General features: G+C 39.9%; 11 protein-coding genes. 9 read left to right on the top strand and 2 right to left on the bottom strand.

The genetic code is table 11. The features are described from left to right. The first annotated feature begins 8 nt into the window (after positions 1-8). Together KTO63_RS13715 and KTO63_RS13710 are read left to right on the top strand one after the other, a co-directional pair. The gene (locus KTO63_RS13715; protein WP_217791899.1) at positions 9-791 is read left to right on the top strand and encodes a DUF3823 domain-containing protein; all 783 of its coding nucleotides are present in this window, start codon (positions 9-11) and stop codon (positions 789-791) included. Between the two features lie 115 nt (positions 792-906). Beyond that, complete coding sequence (locus tag KTO63_RS13710) at positions 907-1,743, top strand: endonuclease/exonuclease/phosphatase family protein (protein ID WP_217791898.1); 837 nt, start codon at positions 907-909, stop codon at positions 1,741-1,743. 53 nt (positions 1,744-1,796) lie between these two features. On the opposite strand, the gene KTO63_RS13705 is transcribed toward KTO63_RS13710, so the two are convergent. Together KTO63_RS13705 and KTO63_RS13700 are read right to left on the bottom strand one after the other, a co-directional pair. Continuing rightward, entirely contained in the window at positions 1,797-2,537 is a 741-nt protein-coding gene (locus KTO63_RS13705; RefSeq protein ID WP_217791897.1) for an alpha/beta hydrolase, read from the bottom strand. 266 nt (positions 2,538-2,803) lie between these two features. Continuing rightward, positions 2,804-5,980 (bottom strand): GH92 family glycosyl hydrolase, encoded by a 3,177-nt coding sequence (locus KTO63_RS13700; RefSeq protein WP_217791896.1) that lies wholly within the window; start codon positions 5,978-5,980, stop codon positions 2,804-2,806. Between the two features lie 497 nt (positions 5,981-6,477). Here KTO63_RS13700 and KTO63_RS13695 point away from each other — a divergent pair, with 497 nt between their 5' ends. The 7 genes from KTO63_RS13695 to KTO63_RS13665 all read left to right on the top strand — a co-directional run bounded on the left by KTO63_RS13695 (position 6,478) and on the right by KTO63_RS13665 (position 18,827). After that, on the top strand, positions 6,478-9,372 hold the full coding sequence (locus tag KTO63_RS13695; RefSeq protein ID WP_217791895.1) for a glycoside hydrolase family 38 N-terminal domain-containing protein: 2,895 nt from the start codon (positions 6,478-6,480) through the stop codon (positions 9,370-9,372). A 174-nt stretch (positions 9,373-9,546) separates the two neighbouring features. Beyond that, on the top strand, positions 9,547-11,379 hold the full coding sequence (locus tag KTO63_RS13690) for a class I mannose-6-phosphate isomerase (protein ID WP_217791894.1): 1,833 nt from the start codon (positions 9,547-9,549) through the stop codon (positions 11,377-11,379). A gap of 100 nt (positions 11,380-11,479) precedes the next feature. After that, positions 11,480-12,367 carry an ROK family protein gene (locus tag KTO63_RS13685; RefSeq protein ID WP_217791893.1) on the top strand — a complete coding sequence of 296 codons (888 nt, stop codon included), beginning with the start codon at positions 11,480-11,482 and terminating at the stop codon, positions 12,365-12,367. 79 nt (positions 12,368-12,446) lie between these two features. Continuing rightward, entirely contained in the window at positions 12,447-14,789 is a 2,343-nt protein-coding gene (locus KTO63_RS13680) for a GH92 family glycosyl hydrolase (protein ID WP_232373171.1), read from the top strand. A 317-nt stretch (positions 14,790-15,106) separates the two neighbouring features. Further along, positions 15,107-15,643: an RNA polymerase sigma factor gene (locus KTO63_RS13675; RefSeq protein ID WP_217791892.1), complete on the top strand. Its 537-nt coding sequence runs from the start codon at positions 15,107-15,109 to the stop codon at positions 15,641-15,643. 175 nt (positions 15,644-15,818) lie between these two features. Next, the gene (locus KTO63_RS13670; protein WP_217791891.1) at positions 15,819-16,574 is read left to right on the top strand and encodes a hypothetical protein; all 756 of its coding nucleotides are present in this window, start codon (positions 15,819-15,821) and stop codon (positions 16,572-16,574) included. Positions 16,575-16,610: 36 nt separating this feature from the next. Beyond that, on the top strand, positions 16,611-18,827 hold the full coding sequence (locus tag KTO63_RS13665; protein WP_217791890.1) for a DUF6055 domain-containing protein: 2,217 nt from the start codon (positions 16,611-16,613) through the stop codon (positions 18,825-18,827). Positions 18,828-18,939: the final 112 nt, after the last annotated feature.

Here is an 18,939-nt window from a genome sequence, read left to right as displayed (position 1 = left end):
GTAATTTCATGAAAAAAGTATTATATATGATAGTAGGGACGGCAATCATCGGATTGGCCTCCTGCTCAAAGAATATAGATAGCTACGAGGGCCCAACTGAAACATTGCAAGGTACATTTACAAGTAAGTTATCAGGTAAGCCTGTGCAAAGCGATGTTGGTCAGGATGGTTACGGATCTGGTGGTTCAGGTACCAATGGTAACGGAACCAGAATCCAACTTAGGGAACTAAGCTGGAGCGCTAACCCAACTTCGCAATATGTGACCGGTAAGCAAGATGGTACGTACATAAATACAAAGCTATTTACAGGCAGATATGAGCTTACACCGATAGGAGCATTTGTGCCTTTCACTACTCTTGACACTATGGATATTAAAGGTGGTACAACTACTAAAAATTTTGTGGTTGAACCATTTTATGAAGTAGAATGGAACAGCGCCCCTGTTGTGCAGGCTGACGGAACTATTCAGGCAAACGCTACCGTAACCAGAGGTACAAATAATCCTGCATATCAGCTGAATATGAATGATATATGGTTGTTTGTGAACGCTTCGCCGTATATAGGGGAGGTGACATTCAATGGTACTTATTCATATAGTCATCCACTAACAGCAGACCCGGGAAAGTGGCCATATGGTCAGCAATACACTTTCAAAACTAAGCCTGGTGTAAAAATACCTTCAGGTACCTGGTATATCAGAGTTGGTGCAAGAATGAATGTGACTGTTGGGGGTAAAGTTCGCTTCAATTTCAGTACACCTGTTCAAGTAACTATTCCTTCGGCAAAGTAAGATTTAGGAAACGTATCATGCGATATAGTTCAAAAATTAAAAGAGGCTGTCAGCATTTTGACAGCCTCTTTTCTTAAAAAATAGTAGAGCCAAATAAATCGTTAATTAAACTTTTATGAAACAAAAAATCGTAGTAGCAATTTTATTATTCCTTGCCACACATGTTCATGCGCAAAACCAGTTAACAGTAGGCACTTACAACCTAAGATATCAACATAACGAAGTGGACACACTTGATAATTGGAAATACAGGTCGCCTATTGTATTTAGTTTAATTGAGTTTTACGATTTCGACATAGTGGGTTTGCAGGAAGGATTTAAAACCCAGTTGAACGATATAGTAAACGCAATGCCCAATTATCAATTTTACGGCACAGGCAGGGAAGATTGGAAGGACAAAGGAGAATGCTCGGCGATTTTATTTAAGAAAGATAAGTTCTCTTTAATTGATACCGGCAGCTTTTGGTTGTCGGAAACCCCACAAACACCAAGCTTCGGATGGGATGCGGCTTGTACGAGAGTATGCTCATGGGTGAAACTAAAAGATAAAAAAAGCAAGAAAATATTTTATTTTTTCAATACGCATTTTGATCATGTTGGTAAAGAAGCACGCGTAAAGAGTAGTACGCTGATCACAAAGAAGATTAAAGAAATAGCAGGTACAAATCCAGTTGTACTTACCGGCGACTTTAACGCCGGACAGACCAGCGACTGCTATTTGAATATGGCACAATGCGGATGGCTGTTTGACGCGTATAAACTAAGTAAAATGCCTTTTGCTTTTAATGGATCTTTTAATGGTTTCGGCACTACCGTAAAAAAGAAGGAAATAATTGATCACATATTTTTGAGTGCTGCTTTTACAGTGGACAAGTACGGAATACTTTCCGATACTTATTATGGAAGATATCCTTCCGATCACTTTCCAATACTCGTGAAGATAAAATACTAGTATTATTTCAATGGAACTGAACCTGCTGCGAACGCTTTGTGTAAGCAGCAGGTTCAGTTTTCTTTTTTAATAAATTCTACCATGTATTTTAAGGTTGCTGCTTGCTGTTGCTCCCGACTGATATTTGCAACATGGTCGCCCAATTGAAAACCATAATAACCAAATTGGGAATGATTCGCGCCTTCAATGCTGATAAATTTTGTTGAAGGAGGCAGGTTAGCTTTATTGCGCATAATGGAGCTTGTCTTTGCAACGCCGTCGTTCGAACCGTAAATTTTAATAACGGATATTTTACTATTTGAGAGAGATATGTCTCTTGGATGTGAACTTCCTATCAGGATTAACCTGTCGATTAAGTTTGGATTTTCATAAATGAATTGTGCCGCCATTTTCGCGCCTTCGGAATGCCCTGCCAAAACATAGGTTTTCGTCGTATCGGCCAACAGTAATAATTCTTTTGGCTTGTTATAACCCTTTGAAGCAAGACGGAAAGGCATTTTGATTAAATAGACTTTTATGTTGTTGTCAGCAATTCTTCTGCAAAGCGGTACATAAGCTTTAGGGTCCACCATTGCTCCGGGGTAGAAGAATAAAACTTGTTTGTATGTTGCCGTTGGTGTAAACAAATAAAAGTCGCTGCTTTCCTGTACTTGGGTCTGCTCACTATTCTGAAGAAATGATTTGCTAACGCCATGTGCCTGATAAGAATAAAACAACCATGTAAAAAGGATCAATCCTCCCGTTATCCAAATAACCCCAATAATCTTTTTGAACGTCCATTTCTTGTTTATCATATTTCAATTGACAATATCAGATAGTGGTGATTTTAATTTCTGCAGCGCCTGAATGAATGACGTTGAGCAAAACTGACAATAAAATTATTAAGAATAGAATTAAGACAATACGCAAAATAACGTAACTGCTGACGCTCGCTGACCAAAGCTAATCAAAGTCGTCTTCCGTTTTTAGCATTACTCAAGAGATTTTTGATACGCCTCAATAAAAAAGAAAACCCTTCAACCATTGCTGGTTGAAGGGTTTATTATAAAAAATACAGAGCTTAGTTTACACCCCACTTTTCATTTGGTTGGCTTCCCATTTCCAACTCTAACGCACCGCCCTTCAAAAGCTCAGCAGCCGGGAATTTGAACGAATTTAATGCTCGTCCGTTCAAGGTTGCTTTTTGTACGTATATGTTGTTGCGTGAAGCGCCTTTTGCAACGATGGTGAATTTTTTTCCTCTTCCAAACTTTTGGCCAAGGTCTATTTCTACCTTTTCAAAAAGCGGGCTGCCTATTTCATACACAGGGTTGGCATTACATCCGCCGTCAGTTTGGAATAAGCCAAGCGATACCATTACAAGCCATGCGCTCATTTGTCCCTGGTCTTCATCGCCAAGGTAGGCGTTGCCCACATTGTAGCCGTAAAAACGTTCAAGTATAGAGCGGCTCCATTTTTGAGTGCTCCACGGCTTTCCTGCCCAGTTAAACAAAAATGCAAAATGCATAGATTGTTGATTGCCCTGCACCACAGGATAATCCCAATACTGGTCATTCATGCCATTATAACGCCACGGATCGCTTAATTTAAAGCCCCATTCAAGCCTGTCTATAAATCTTTGCTTGCTTACTTTGTTTACAAGAGCAGGCACATCTTGCGGAACAAAGAATGTGAGCTGCCATGCATTGCCTTCTACGTATTGGTGATTGGCACCGCTTTTGAACGGATCGAATTTTGCACTCCATTCTCCATTGCTCAGTTTCATATGGCAGTAGCCTGCGCTGTCAATAGCATTCTTCCACCAATATCCTCTGTCGTTGAATTGATTGTAGATATCAGTTTTGCTGAGCGATTTTGCCAGTTGCCCCACTGTCCAATCGTCGTAAGAATATTCCATTGTGTTTGAAAAGCGGCCGCTATCAGATGGCACATAATGATGCTTCAGGTATTGAACCAAATCTCTGTTGCCTGCAAAACCCTTAAATACTTTTTGCGGCGGCGTGGTTTGCATTTTTACAGCAGCACTCAACACTTTATTTGCATCAAAACCTTTTATGCCCATTTGATATGCAGATACCATTAACGGTATTTCATGTTCGCCTACCATTACCGGCACATAATTCATTCCTGCTGGGCCTTTAGCTGTCCAGCCATAGGCATCGTACATTGCTAACTGTGAGTTTACCCAGCGGTTGCTCCATTCCGGAGTAACAAGGTTCCACATTTGGTTTAAGTTCCAGAAGGTATTCCAAAAGGCATCACAACCGAGCGCTACATCATCTTTGCCTTTTAGTTGCTGTACATTACCGTCTGTACCGCGCCATTGGCCATTTACGTCGCTAAAGGTATTGCGGCTGCAAATGGATCTGTACATGGCATTATAGAAGCGCACTTTATCAAGCTTGTTGCTGGTAGATATTTTTACGCGACTAAAAATGTCGTTCCATGTATTCAGCTGGTTTTGGCGAACAGCATTAAAGTTCCAGCCAAAAGGTTGTGCAATTTCTGTTTTCAGGTTCATGTCAGCATTTTCAATACTAACCAGCGAAATAGCTGAACGTATTTGTACAACATCATTTTTCTTGGCATCAAACTGTACAAACAATCCGGCATTTTTAATATCCTTTGCTTCGTAAGTATCGCCGTATTGTATTTGTTTATTGATCCAGCCGCCAATGTTTTGAATAGGTTTGTCGAATTCAACCACAAAATAAACTGTGTAATCCTGGTCCGCGTCATAGCTCCATACACCGGGCGAGAATTGATGTGAGTAACCTTCAATTCTGTAATCACTGACCTTCCTGATCTTTATTTCTTTTAGTTGGTAATCATATTCAGCAGGCACATGCAGGTCAATTAATACACGAGCGCTGTCACGGTCCTTCGGAAAAGTAAATCGTTCAAAACCGCAGCGTGTTGTGGCTGTTACTTCGGCCTTAATATTATAATTAGTGAGTTGTGCTTTGTAATAACCAATAGGTGCTTCCTCTGTTCTTTTATCAATAGCAGAGCGATAACCAGAACCTTCATTCAACTCGCTGCCAATATTTGTTTTCAAGTTTCCGTTCGATGCAAAAATGCCCAGTCCGCCAAGTGTCCATTCATGAATATGGCTGAACGTGCCAATGCTTCCATAGCTTGGCTGATAGCCTGCCTGCCAGCCGGCATTCTGGTTATCCGGACTCATTTTTACCATGCTAAACGGCATCCACGGGCCAGGCGCAATCATCCAGCGGGAATGCGCAGTGCCTATGCGCGTGTCCACATAGTCTGCAAGCGTTTGTACTTTTTGGGCAGCTCTTGTTATCGTTCCTTCTTCTATAACTTTACCGTTTTCCAGTATTTGATATTTACTGTTTTTTTGAGCCTTTACCGCCGGCATTTTTGCCTCCAGCAAATAGTCTCCTTTTTCGAGCGTTTCAGAAAAAATAGATTGGCCATCAAGTGTAACACCTAGCTTAGGAAGGTTTTTTAAATGCCTTACATCTATTAGCAGCGGCTGTGTTCTACTGCCGTTTTCAGAAAGTTCATAAGTTGCAGGCTTAACACTGCCAACAAAAACATCGCTTGACGGCTGTAACGGAGTATTTGTGTTTCCTTCAAGGCTTACCTGGTCAAACAAAATCCACGATCCCTGTGTAACAGTAATGATCACACTATTTCCGCCCTTTCTTAATGTACTTTTATTTAAAGGGATTTCAATAGTTTTAGCCGTTGCAGATGATAGATTGCCCGTAATAGAGGCTGTATCAATAAAAGGCTCGTTTTGTCTGGGATATGGTTGTTTGTTTACATCATACCCATTTGCAGTCAGCTGAATTTTTTCATCCTGATTGTTGATGCTGATTTTAATAAGAGGGAGAAATTTTTTAGCATAGTCTGCCAGTTTTACCACCAATTTGTAATTACCGCTTGCGGGCAAATCTTTGATGCTAAATAAAATATTTACCTGGTTGGTTCTCCAGCCCGCAGTAGGCCAGGTGCCGCCCCACGTATCAACCGGGCCAGGAAGCACATAGGGAAAATCTTTTTTTTCTGTAGAATAACCGACGAGGTAATATTTATCCTCATAACCAAAATCGGCGCCTACAAAATTTCTAAAACCATTTGGGGCTAAAGCAAATTCATCAGCAGAATTATCAGCTTTACCAACGCGCCAAACTGTTTGCGAGTTTTGCTGGGCGATCGTCAAAATGCCCAACAAATTTAAAACGAGTAACAAGCAACTTTTCTTCATTAGTTCTCTATTAGTGGTTTAATAAACTGTGGTTTTCCTTATAACTGCATACAAAAGTGCATTCAAGTTCTTTATGGTATCAACTGTGTTGCTACTATTAAGCATCTGTTGTGTCACTTCCCGATTCGTTTCCTCATCGGGATTCCGATACGAAGTGCAATCGGAACTTGTACGGAAGTAATGCTATTTAACAAAGTGCTATTTCCATGAACCCATATACAAACTCATCAATGTACAGGGCAGACATATCAATTCTCCATCATTTTATTTTGAAGAGCCGATGCCTGAATAACAAAAAGTAAATGTATGTACATTGTAACAAAATAAGTTATGATCCGCGAAATTTTTTTGCATAATTTGATTTGATTATTTATTGATAATTATCATAAAATGCTGATAAACATCATTTAATAAGATTTTTTTCGAAATTTGATTTTTTGTCAAATGAAATTCTATATGTTTGTACATATTTACATGACGGTAAAATGGTTTGTATTATGAAAAAGGGCATAAACTTCTTTTTTTATTTGTTAACATGCTTTCTTATTTGTTTTGAATGCAATGCGCAAAACGGATTGTCAATAAAATATGATGTTAAGCCCTATTATAAATACAGGAAAGACGGTAAAGCCGGCAGAGAAATTAGTTTTTACAATAAAGAGAAAAGATTTTCCGGAAAAGTTGTCGTAAAAATCAGCTGCGAAGGAAAGGAAGAAACAACAACTTTTAATGTAGATAAACCTGCAGACACGCTTACTTTATTACTCCCTTCTGATATTGGCATTACCAGGGATTGCAATTTGAATGCAAATATAACCACAGCAGAAAATAATTATCAGATTACAGTACCGATTCCTGCAAAACGGCAATGGACGGTTTATATATATCCGCATTCACACGTTGATGTGGGTTATACCAATCTGCAGGATATAGTGCAGAAGCTACACGTGCGTAATGTAGATGTTGGAATTGATATTGCTAAAAAAACAAAAGACTATCCCGGCGGTGCAAAATTTGTTTGGAACCCGGAAGCTACATGGGTGGTAAGCAGCTATTTGAAAACAGCAATGCCGGAGCAAAAAAAATCTTTCATAGAAGCAGTAAAAAAAGGTTGGATAAAAATTGACGGAGGCTTTGCAAACATTAATACTTCGGTATGTTCCGATGAAGAGCTGCTTCATATGTTTCATGCATGCAATGAGATAAAAAAAATTACCCGAAAGCCCATAACCACCATGGTACAGTTCGACTTGCCTGGTGGAACTTGGGGACTCGTGCAGGCTGCTGCACTTAACGGCATTAAAGGTTTTATTAGTTTTCCAAACTGGTACGATATGAGGCTTGTTCAGGAACACAAACCCTTTTATTGGGTGTCGGCTGATAAAAAGAATCGGATTTTTTTCTTGCAGGGAAGTCCTTACGGAATTGGATACCAGGTTAAGGGCAGTAAATATGGCTTGGGAAAAATTCAGAAGTTCGCAGCAGAGTACGACCGGCTCAGTACAGATAAACCACTTGAAAATTTTATAGATCCTTTTATTTTTAATGAAACCGCAAAGCTGGAAAAAGCGAATTCTCCTTATGACATTTTTGCGATGACATGGTCAATGGCAGACAATTGCCTTATTGACGCTGATCTTCCGGAAGCTGTAAAGCAATGGAACAATATATATGCATACCCGAAATTGGTTATTGGAGGCGCCCAGGATATAATGGATGCTTATGAAAAAAAGTATGCATCAATTATTCCTGAATATAGCGGTGACTTTACTGAGTATTGGAATGATGGCTTGTGTTCTGATGCAAAAAGCGTAGGGAAGGTGAGGAGGGGAAAAGAAAATCTTGTACAGGCAGAAACATTGTTTACTCTTTTGGATAAGAAAAATGAAACCCCAATAGAAGACTTTATTAAGGTCTGGGAAAATTCATTACTTGCTGCCGAACATACCTGGGGATATCAAGATCCAGCTGCTCCATTAGCGAAAAAAGTGGAAGCAGGTAAAGCAGCTTTTTTTGACAATACTGAGAGCCAAAGCAATGAGCTTATCGCAAAGTCATTATCTCCAATAGAAAAAAAAGGTACTTCTTCTTTTGCTGTTATCAACACGCTTTCATGGGATAGGAATGGGCTGGTTACGCTTTCAGCACAACAAAGCAAAGCTGGAGATAAAGTGCTCAATGCAAAAGGCGAAGAGATGCTAGCACAAAGGCTTTCGACGGGAGAGCTGGTTTTTCAAACAGGTATTGTGCCAGCATTAAGCTCCCGGTTATATAAAGTAGTAGCAGGAAAATCGGGTGCAGTATCGCCGTTAAAAGTTCAAGATAATACCATAAGCAACGGATTGATTTCGTTAACTGTTGATAAAACGAACGGTGCCATCAAAAGTATTGTAGAGGCTGCATCCGGTTATCAGTTTGTGGATACATCTTCCTCTTTTTTACTGAATAGTTTTTATCATTTACCAGGAGTGTACGATGGCAGAAATGTTATTGGTACTCCAACTACAACAAAAAACGTAGTAATTGAAGTAAAAGAAAACGGTCCTCTTGTAGCATCGTTACTGATAACTTCAAAAGCTGATGGCTGCAATTGGCTTACGCGAGAAGTGAGATTGATAAAAGACAGGCCCGTTGTAGAATTGGTGAATATAATGGACAAGATTGCCGATAGAAAAAAGGAAGGAACACACTATGGTTTTGCGTTTAATATTCCCGGTGGAAATACACATATGGATATGCCGTGGGTTGTTATGAAGCCTGAAGAAGATCAGTTGCCGGGCGCAAATCGCAATTGGTACACAACGCAGCGCTGGATTGATATTTCCAATAATGATCATGGCATTACATGGAGTTCCATAGAAGCGCCCATTGTTCAGTTTGGTGGCATTACAGGAACCATACTCGATGGCGCAAGGCAAGTTTCACTCTGGACTAAAAAACTGCCACAAACGCAAACAATCGTTTCATGGGAAACAAGTAACCACTGGGCTACCAATTTTCCTTTGGTGCAAAGCGGAATAATTACGTCACACTACCAAATACTGTTACACGGCACTTATGAGGTGGCCGCAGCCAATCGTTTTGGTGTTGAACATAGTCGTCCGTTTATTACCGTAGAAACAGATGTTAACCCCATAGAAGCTGCGCCTGTAACAATAGACAATCCAAACGTAACGATCTCAACATTTAAAAGAAGTGAGGACAACAAGGCTTATATACTTCGTTTGAGATCAGTTTCCGATAAAAAGGAAGCCGTAAATATTAAGTGGGCTTCGACGTTGAAGGCCTCCGTTTCATATTGCTTGCCGGATGAAAAGCCAACAGGTAAATGCAATAATAAAATTGAGTTGTTGCCCTATGACAATATAAGCTTACGGGTTACTTACAAATAAGAAATGAAGCATTCGTGATGGAAGAATTTGAAAGCAATAAATGCTGAATTGAAATACTAATGTACAAGAGTGCGACGCAACCAAAGCACAATAGCAGCACTGCTGCCGGAACCATAAAAAACATTTGAGAACTATAATGTTCAACCCTATTTATACAAGATTAAATTAAAAGATATGCAAGTATCGTCAGCTAAGAAAACAGAAGAGAAAGAAATTTCAACAAAAGAAAAAGTGGCAACTCAGTTTACAATGCCACAACATGTTGATGTGACTAACAAACTTAATGAGTATGACATATTCCCATTTCACTCACTTGGTTCAAAAAAAATATTTAGCGGTTACAATAGCCTTGCGAAGTGGATGGCAGGACACCGCCAGATTATAATTGATGGTTACAGTGGTGTTATGTGGAACGAGGTAACAGCATGCCTGCAACAAAGTTTTGCCGAACTTGGATGCAACGTTAAATGGATTAGTGTTGAGGAGTGTATGAAAAGTACGGATGAAATACAGGCAATGGTGGCTCCGTTTTTGGGATCGCCTGGTTCTGTATGGGGAACAAGAAGCAATATCAATCTTCAACAGTTTTTTGAAACGGAAAAGCTTGCAAAAGTTCAGCCGGATGATAGTTTTGATATTACCATAGCATATGGAACAGGAGCGGGTTTATTAAACTGGAACGCGCCAGTTGTGTTTCTTGATGTTCCGAAGAATGAAATACAGTATCGTATGCGTGCCTCTGAGACAGGCAATCTTGGAACAGATGTGATAAGCAAAGCATCAGAAACGTATAAGCGCTTTTATTTTGTTGACTGGGTTGTGTTGAATGCGCATCGGAAATCCATCTTTAATAAAGTATTGGTAGTTGCCGATACCCAGTGGAGAAACGAAATTAACTGGATAGCTAAGAAAGATTTGGAGGAAGCTTTAGAAAAATTAAGCCATTCTGTAATGCGTGCCCGTCCTTGGTTTGACCCAGGTGTATGGGGTGGACAGTGGATGAAGGAAAGAATAAAAGGACTAGATAAAAGAAAAGTGAATTATGCCTGGTCGTTTGAATTAATTGTTCCTGAAAATGGGGTTGTTTTTGAAAGTGATGGCAAGCTGCTTGAAGTGCCATTTGATATGTTGATGATGTGGCACAACAAGGAAATGATTGGAAAACATGCTTCGTTTTTTGGAGAAGAGTTTCCCATTCGTTTTGATTTCCTGGATACATGGGATGGCGAAAATCTTTCTATACAATGCCACCCTTCGCTTGAGTATATTCGCAAGAATTTTGGCGAGCATATTACGCAGGATGAAACCTATTATATGCTTGATTGTAAGAATGGAGCACAAGTTTATTTGGGTTTCCAGGACAGTATTGAGCCAACTGAATTTAAAACGGCTTTGGAATACAGCCAAGAAAACAAGGTTGAAATTGATATCAAAAAATATGTACAGTCATTCGAGGCCCATAAACATGATTTGTTTTTAATACCAAACGGTACTGTGCATAGCTCCGGCGTTGATAATCTCGTTCTTGAAATAAGTGCGACACCTTACATCTTTACGTTCAAAATGTATGATTGGGTAAGACTGGATCTTAATGGCGAGCCTCGTCCCATCAATATAGATCATGCTTTTAACAACCTTAACTTTGACCGTAAAGGTGATCGCGTTGAACAAGAGTTGATTTCAAAGCAAACGGTAATTGACAAAGGGGCCGATTGGCAACTGGTGCATTTGCCAACTCATGCTGACCATTTCTATGATGTAGAACGTGTTGAATTTGATACAACAGTTACGCTTGATACAAATGATAGTGTGCAGGTGTTGATGCTTGTAGAAGGCTCTGCTGTATCAGTAACTACAGAAGATGGATCAGTTGCAACATTCCGTTATGCTGAGACATTTGTGATACCGGCCGCTGCGAAAACTTTTTCAATTACCAACAATGGAAAAGAAAGAGCGAAAGTAGTACGTGCTTTTCTTAAAGAAAATATTGATCGTTGGAAAAAGTAAGCAGTTATTTGTATTCCCGGTCAATTTAATAAAAACATTAATCGCGATTGGCAACGTGCCATTCGCGATTAAAATAATGAATAACTAATATTCTTCAAATATGCGATTAGATAATCTTGTAGTTTGCGCAGATGTGGGTGGTTCGCACATCACATCATGCTTGCTTGATCTTGAAACGAGACAGCTTGTAAAGTCTTCTGAAGTGCGATTGCACATAGACTCGCATGCGGAAGCAGATAAAATTATTGCTGACTGGAGCAAGTGTATTGCACAGTCAATCGGTAGTCATAATGTAAAAAAAGTTTGCCTGGCAATGCCCGGTCCGTTCGATTACGAACAAGGAATTTGCCTGATACAAGGACTTGATAAATATCCTCATTTATATAACCTTAATGTAAAAGACCTGCTTGGAAAATCGCTTGGATATTCTGCGAGCGATATTTATCTCAATAATGATGCAGCGTGTTTTTTGCAGGGTGAAGTATTTAGCGGTAGTGCAAAGGGCTATAAAACAGTAATTGGTGTTACACTGGGCACAGGACTTGGCACGGCTGTTTGTCGAGACGGTTCTGCATACAGTGCAGATCTGTGGAGCTTTCCATTTAAAGGCACAATAGCAGAAGAATACATTTCTACGCGCTGGTTTGTAAAAAGATATTTTGAGCTGACAGGGAAAGAAATTACCGGCGCCCGTGAGCTTTCTACATTAATTCCAAATGATCAAAATGCCAGCATGATTTTCGAAGAGTTCGGTCATAATCTTGGAAGTTTTCTTACAGCGTTCATGGAAAAAGAACAACCTGAAGCCATAGTGATTGGAGGAAACATAGCCAAAGCATATGCTTTTTTTGGCGATACAATGGAAAATGAAATAAGAAAGGTGAATAAAGATGTGATGGTTACAACAGCAATTTTGGGTGAAGATGCAATGATGATAGGCGCAGGTGGCGGTTGGTATATGCAGTTACAGCAGCTTGTGAATAGTTAATGGCGGAACCAGTCTTATTAACCCATAGCTTTCCAAATAATTTTTTAACGAGCGGTACTTTAAAAAATGTCTTGTCTTTATGAAATTTAAAATCATGTTGTTTTGCACAGCAATATTTATAAGTTCAATACAAATATTGCGTGCGCAGGAAAAGCAAAGCCTTATTCAATATGTTGATCCCAACATTGGCACCGCGCATTGTCGTTGGTTCCATTACACACCCGGCGCATCTCCTTTTGGAATGGCCAAGCCTGCACCGTCTACAAACGGCAGTTACGGCAATATGCACGGTTGGGATGCTACAGGTTATGATTTCCGCCACACTTCCATTGAAGGCTTTCCTAATTTTCACGAGTTCCAGGTAGGGGGAGTTGTGTTTGCGCCAATTACGGGCCCATTGCAAACAACACCGGGCAAACTTGAAAACCCTGATAATGGCTATCGTTCACGTTTTGATAAGAAAGATGAAGTAGCAACTGCAGGTTATTATTCTGTTCTGCTAAAAGATTACAACATTAAAGCAGAACTAACTTCTACAAAGCGTGTGGCCTATCACCGCTATACATTTCCTGCTTCGAATGAGTCGCATATTTTATTTGATATAGGCAATGTGCAAGGTGAGAGCGGTCCGGTAAAAGATGCAAAAGTTACCATACTGCCTGATGGAAGAATAGAGGGCTATGTAATAACGTTGCCGGTGTATGTACAGAAATACCAGGCAGGTGCTGAAGTAACAATATATTTTTCCGCGGTACTTGATAAAAAGCCAACAGCATACGGCGTGTTTCGTGGGAATGAAATAACGAAAGGCAAAACAGAAATTTCCGGCAAAGGGGCAGGTGCGTACCTTTCATTTTCAACAAAGCAGAATGAGGCTATTACAATAAAAGCCGGATTGTCTTATACTTCCATTGAAAATGCCAGATTGAATCTTAAAGAAGAAGCCGCTGGTCTTACATTCGACAAGGCCAAACAAAAAGCACAGGCGGAGTGGAATGAGTACCTCGGAAGAATTGTAGTAGAGACACCTGTCAGAGAGAATAAAGTGAAATTCTATACAGGCCTTTATCATGCTTTATTGGGCAGAGGCCTGGCGAGTGATGTAAATGGGGCTTATCCCAAAAATGATGGAGGTGTTGGGCAAATACCTTTAGGGAAAAATAATAAGCCTTTATATAATCATTATAATACCGATGCGGTGTGGGGAGCATACTGGAACCTTACGCAGCTTTGGTCCGTTGTTTATCCTGAATACTATTCTGACTTTATTAAAAGCCAGTTGCTGGTATATAAAGATGCCGGCTGGCTGGGCGATGGTATAGCAAATAGCAAATATGTTTCAGGAGTGGGCACCAATATGGTGAGTATTATTATGGCGAGCGCCTATAATGTTGGTATTAGAGATTTTGATGTGAACCTTGCATATGAGGCATCATTGAAAAATGAAATAGGCTGGCAAAACCGTCCAAACGGTGCAGGCAAACTTGATGTGGATCGCTTTCTGAAATACGGATATGTAAACCATCTGGACAAAGGCAAAGGCGGCGGCGAACTCTGGCAGTTTTCCGCTTCGCATACACTTGAATATGCGTTTAGTACATATGCTGTAGCTCAATGGGCAAAGGCATTAGGAAAAGAGAACGATTACAATCAATTAAACGGTTTATCAAATGCATGGCAGCAGATATTTGATCCGCAATTGAAACTCATGCATCCCAAAGATGCCGAAGGAAAGTTTATCAGCAATTTTGATCCGTCCAAGCCATGGCGCGGTTTCCAGGAAGGTAACGCTTATCAGTATACCTATTTTGTGCCACATGACCCTGTTACTTTAATTGCCAAAGTTGGAAAAGATGAGTTCAATAAGAGGCTTGACAGTACGTTCATCATTTCGGATAAACAATATTTTGGAGGCGGAGATAATATCGACGCGTTTGCCGGTATCGAAAGCGTTTATAATCACGGTAATCAGCCTAACCTGCATATTTCGTGGATGTTCAATTTTTCTGATAAGCCATCCTTAACCCAAAAATGGGTGCGGGCTATATGCGATAAATTTTATGGTACTGAAGGAATTCATGGCTATGGATTTGGGCAAGATGAAGATCAGGGACAATTGGGCTCCTGGTATGTGATGTCTTCAATAGGGTTGTTTGACATAAAAGGCCTTACTGAACCACAGCCATCATTTGGCATTGGAAGCCCTTTGTTTGACCGCATTACCATTCAGCCAAGCAAGAAATATTATAGCGGAAAGAAGTTTGTAATTGAAACAAAAAATAATAACAAGGACAATATATATGTTCAATCTTTTTCGCTCGATGGGAAAGATCTCCATACACCGTTTATTAAATACGCAGATGTTGTAAAAGGAGGAAAGCTTGTACTGACTATGGGAGCAGAGGCAAAGAATAGCTACTGATACGAATATGCTCAATGTGGCACAAACGGACAGCCCAGGCATTTCCAAAAGATTATTAGACGCGATAAAGAAGTAATCTTTAATAACTACCCATAATTCGGAATATCGTCCAAAAGTCTATTAGAAAAAAACACCATACTAATGGTGTTTTTTTTTGTCCCACCTACACAAGAGTGAAATAGGATTCAAGAAGTTGGCTTTATGAATTTTGTTGATCAGGAATTTATTTTTCACTATAAGTCTATTACTTTTGTAGACTTATAGTGTTGTTTTTTTTTGTATTTTAGAAACCTCTGGTTAACAATTAAGGCTTGATTATGCGTTTAAATAATGAAAAGGAACTTATTATTCAATTGAAGCAAGGCGATGAAAAGGCGTTTGTTGCCTTGTATAATGCATATAGCGAAGTGCTCTATTCCTTTTTGTTGAAATTAAACATCGCACACGAAAATATCAGGGATGTTATTCAACAAACCTTCATTAAGCTTTGGGAACACAGGGACACTTTAAAAGAGGATTTATCCCTACAGTCTTATCTGATTACAATTGCTAAAAATGCCATATATAACGAAGTCAGGAAACAAATTGTCTCACGCAAATATGAGGAGTCCGTTGGTCGGCAAGAGATTGCGCATGATGAAATAAGGGCCAATGAAGTTAACCAGCTCCTTCAACAAATTCTTCAACAGTTATCCCACAAACGAAGAGAGGTTTTTGCAATGTCCCGCATAGAGGGATATAGTAACCAGGAAATCGCCAAAACGCTGAACATTAGCAAAAGCACGGTAGAAAACCACATTAACCAATCCACCAAACAGTTAAAAGAGATCTTGAAAAAGATGGGTTTTTCATGAAAATGAAAAAAATCCAAAAAAATTTAAAAACGATTAGGTGCATTTACCTTTTAGATTGTATAGTATTTAGATTTTTGATTCAAAAGTCTTACGCAAAGTGACAAACGAACTTTTAAAAAATTATTTCGAGAGAACCTGTTCTGACCGGGACGTTGCCGTTGTAGAAAAATGGCTCATGGAACCACAAAACCAAAAGGTGTTTGAACAATTCCTTGAGTCTTACTGGCACGAACATCTTGAGGAGCAATCTTCTGTTTCAGAAACGGTAAAACCGAAAGAAATAAGCAGGGGTGTAGTGCGTTATTTGCCTCGACTGGTGGCTGCAGCAGCTGTTTTGGCTTTTATAATTGCCGGTGCCTACTATTTTATGTCTGATAAAACCGGCCCGCAAAAAAGCAATCAAACAATTGCCAAAACCATTGTAAAACAGGAACCCGTTGACGAGCATGTAGCTTCCAATACATTGCATGCTTATCCGCAAAAAGTTAATGTACATCAATCTAAAACTAAACAACATGAAAAGAAATTGTCGTCAGTGCCTGCTTTGGTAAAGGACTCTGTAGTGACTGCTGATACTGTATGCCGGGAAACGAAACCGAAGAGTATGAAAATGACTCCGATGGCCAAAGTGATGATCAATGAAGTGGCGTTGAATAAACTCGATTCATCCGAGCAACTGAAAGTGTTGAACCAGATGGCGCTAAGAGTGAATATTAATAACGCTTCGTTTAACGAGATCGCAGCAATTCTACAAAACAAATATGGCATCGTTATAGAGCTTTGTGCTACCAGCCAGCCAGATGTTGCAGGAAAATATACTGCACACTTTCAGCAGGTGAGCTTTCCGGAGCTGATAGATGACATGTCAAAGCAAATGTTGTTTTCATATACCATCACAGACAAGAAAACTGTCAAAGTCTGTTTTAACTAACCAACTTTCCAACTCGCTTTAAGGAATTTTCTGCTTATGAGAATATTGTCATTAGCGGTATGTTATACCGTGCTGGTCATTCTATTGTCTTGCAGTAAGGGTAGCAAAGGATCCGCGCCCGGAGAAGAGACTACTTATACAGCTTCTTATGCAAGCAATGTTTTTAAAGTTGCCAAAGGTGCAAAATTTACCAGCGCATCAATTGTGCATGATTTTCCCGCAAATGTTCAGTTCAGTATTTTGGATGTAAGAAATACTTCCGGCAAAACCGTCTCTGCTTTTTTAGATAAATATTCTATAGGCACATGGAGCCAGCCGGTAAATAAAAATACTGACCTCACCGAAGCTGCTGTTATTGCCAAATACACGCAAACAGAAAAGAGTGGAGTAAGCATTGATGCTGCGACAGGAGTGATTACCATAGAAGGAGCGACCACTCAAAATATTAGCTCTGGTACTTATTACATTTTGGTGCAGGCGAAAGTGAATGATAAAACATATACGCTTTCAAATATTGCCAGTATTGAATTGACAGAAAGTGTGTTCGCACCAGTGAAGGCAAACTGGAAATATAGTACAGAAGCAAACGCTGTTCAGGCAAGCGTGAATGTTACAAAGCTTAGTGGTTCTTACCTGAATGATGTAGCAGCTACGATCCCCAATTACAAGGCGTCAAAAACATATCTGAGATTGAAGATCTCTGATAACAGAGATAAGGGAATAATCATTCCTGAGAATATCGATTGGACCAGCAACTTTTCTTTAACGGCTATCAATCCATGGACTACAACTGTTAAATCGTCTGACGCGATTATCCTTAGTTCTCCTATCAACAGGTTTCCGGTGCTGGAACAAGACAGTGTGCTGAAGGGTACTATTAAAGCCGCGTCATTGCTCAACAAAACAGCCATCAATTTTGATGTTACCCTGAATGTTACCGGAGAAGGAATTTATGATGCAGTGATCAAGCTAAACAACAATCCTGCGCAAAACGTTTTGTGGTGGCCCGGCGGCAAATCCATATATATGCCCAATCAATTGAAGTCAAACAATTTTAATGACAACAATAGCCAATGGTCATACGAAAGGATGGATTGGTCAGACAATGCTGTTGTGTTTTGGGAAAAAGGATTTGGTAGCGACCCTTCCTCTTCAGCAACAAAAAAAGTAGATATCAAAACGATGCTGAGTAATATCGAGCACGACTATAAATTCTACTACGATACCATGCATTTTGTAAAGGCGGGACAAACAAAGGCCGATCAATACAGAACAATAATAATGTTGTACGAGCAAGCCGATTGGCTGGCAACGGGCTCCGGTTATGATAGCCAGACAGGCGCCATCTGGATAAACTATAGTGCTGCCAATGATAATGCAACACTGGCACATGAGATCGGGCATACATTTCAATACCTGAACAGCTGCGATGGAAATTATGCTTTTACCGGCAGTCAAAATTATATCGGGCAAATATGGGAGCAAACTGCGCAATACCAGGCCACGCTGCTTTATCCAACCGCATACTTCAGTTACATACCTTCCTTTCTTCCAAAAACGCATTTGAATTTATTGCACGAGGATAACCGCTACAGCAACTTCTATCATCTTCAATACTGGCATTTGCTACATGGTATTGACTTTGTTGGAAAGCTTTGGCAGCAGGCAATAACGGGAGAAGATGCTGTGGAAGCATACCAACGCATTACCGGTATTAACCAGTCTCAGTTTAATGATGAGATATACGATTATGCAAGAAGAACATTGAACTGGAATTTTCTTCATAAATCTTACTACACCAATTACGTGCTGTCATCATCTGCGTCTTATACACAGAATGCCAAAGTAAACGCAATGGGCGATGGTTATTATATCATAGACACTTCCAGGTGTGTTCAAAACTATGGATTCAATGCATTGCAGTTAACTGTTCCGGCAGCAGGCACTGTTGTACAAGTTGCATTCGAAGGTGTTAAAGGCAACAGCCTGTACAACACAACATACGACCAGTATGCAGGTTGGCGCTGGGGCTTCGTAGCTGTTACAAGTACAGGAAGTGTTGAGTATGGTGCCATGAACAGCAGCAATTCAGGTTCCGCATCATTTACTGTTCCCAATAATACCAGCAGATTATATTTAGTTGTTTCCGGTGCGCCTACACAACACTTTCATCATGCATGGGATAATAACCTGGCGAACGATGAACAATATCCCTGGAAAGCAAAGTTTGAGAACACGTTACCTAAAAACTGAAATGAATAAAAGTATCTGCAATAAACTGTAAAACTTCCTGAGAAAATAAAGGGCCCAATCAATCTGCGCCATTTGAAAATAGTGGCGGTGAAAAGAGGACCTGTTTATTATT

This window comes from Pinibacter aurantiacus (genome assembly GCF_019130065.1).
Classification (GTDB): Bacteria; Bacteroidota; Bacteroidia; order Chitinophagales; family Chitinophagaceae; genus Pinibacter; species Pinibacter aurantiacus.
Note: the sequence above shows the minus strand (reverse complement) of the source record. Positions and strands in the feature narration are given on the sequence as shown.

Coding starts and splice junctions, on each gene's coding strand:
- KTO63_RS13715 (WP_217791899.1), top strand. CDS start 9: ATGAAAAAAGTATTATATATGATAGTAGGGACGGCAATCATCGGATTG.
- KTO63_RS13710 (WP_217791898.1), top strand. CDS start 907: ATGAAACAAAAAATCGTAGTAGCAATTTTATTATTCCTTGCCACACAT.
- KTO63_RS13705 (WP_217791897.1), bottom strand. CDS start 2,537: ATGATAAACAAGAAATGGACGTTCAAAAAGATTATTGGGGTTATTTGG.
- KTO63_RS13700 (WP_217791896.1), bottom strand. CDS start 5,980: ATGAAGAAAAGTTGCTTGTTACTCGTTTTAAATTTGTTGGGCATTTTG.
- KTO63_RS13695 (WP_217791895.1), top strand. CDS start 6,478: ATGAAAAAGGGCATAAACTTCTTTTTTTATTTGTTAACATGCTTTCTT.
- KTO63_RS13690 (WP_217791894.1), top strand. CDS start 9,547: ATGCAAGTATCGTCAGCTAAGAAAACAGAAGAGAAAGAAATTTCAACA.
- KTO63_RS13685 (WP_217791893.1), top strand. CDS start 11,480: ATGCGATTAGATAATCTTGTAGTTTGCGCAGATGTGGGTGGTTCGCAC.
- KTO63_RS13680 (WP_232373171.1), top strand. CDS start 12,447: ATGAAATTTAAAATCATGTTGTTTTGCACAGCAATATTTATAAGTTCA.
- KTO63_RS13675 (WP_217791892.1), top strand. CDS start 15,107: ATGCGTTTAAATAATGAAAAGGAACTTATTATTCAATTGAAGCAAGGC.
- KTO63_RS13670 (WP_217791891.1), top strand. CDS start 15,819: ATGGAACCACAAAACCAAAAGGTGTTTGAACAATTCCTTGAGTCTTAC.
- KTO63_RS13665 (WP_217791890.1), top strand. CDS start 16,611: ATGAGAATATTGTCATTAGCGGTATGTTATACCGTGCTGGTCATTCTA.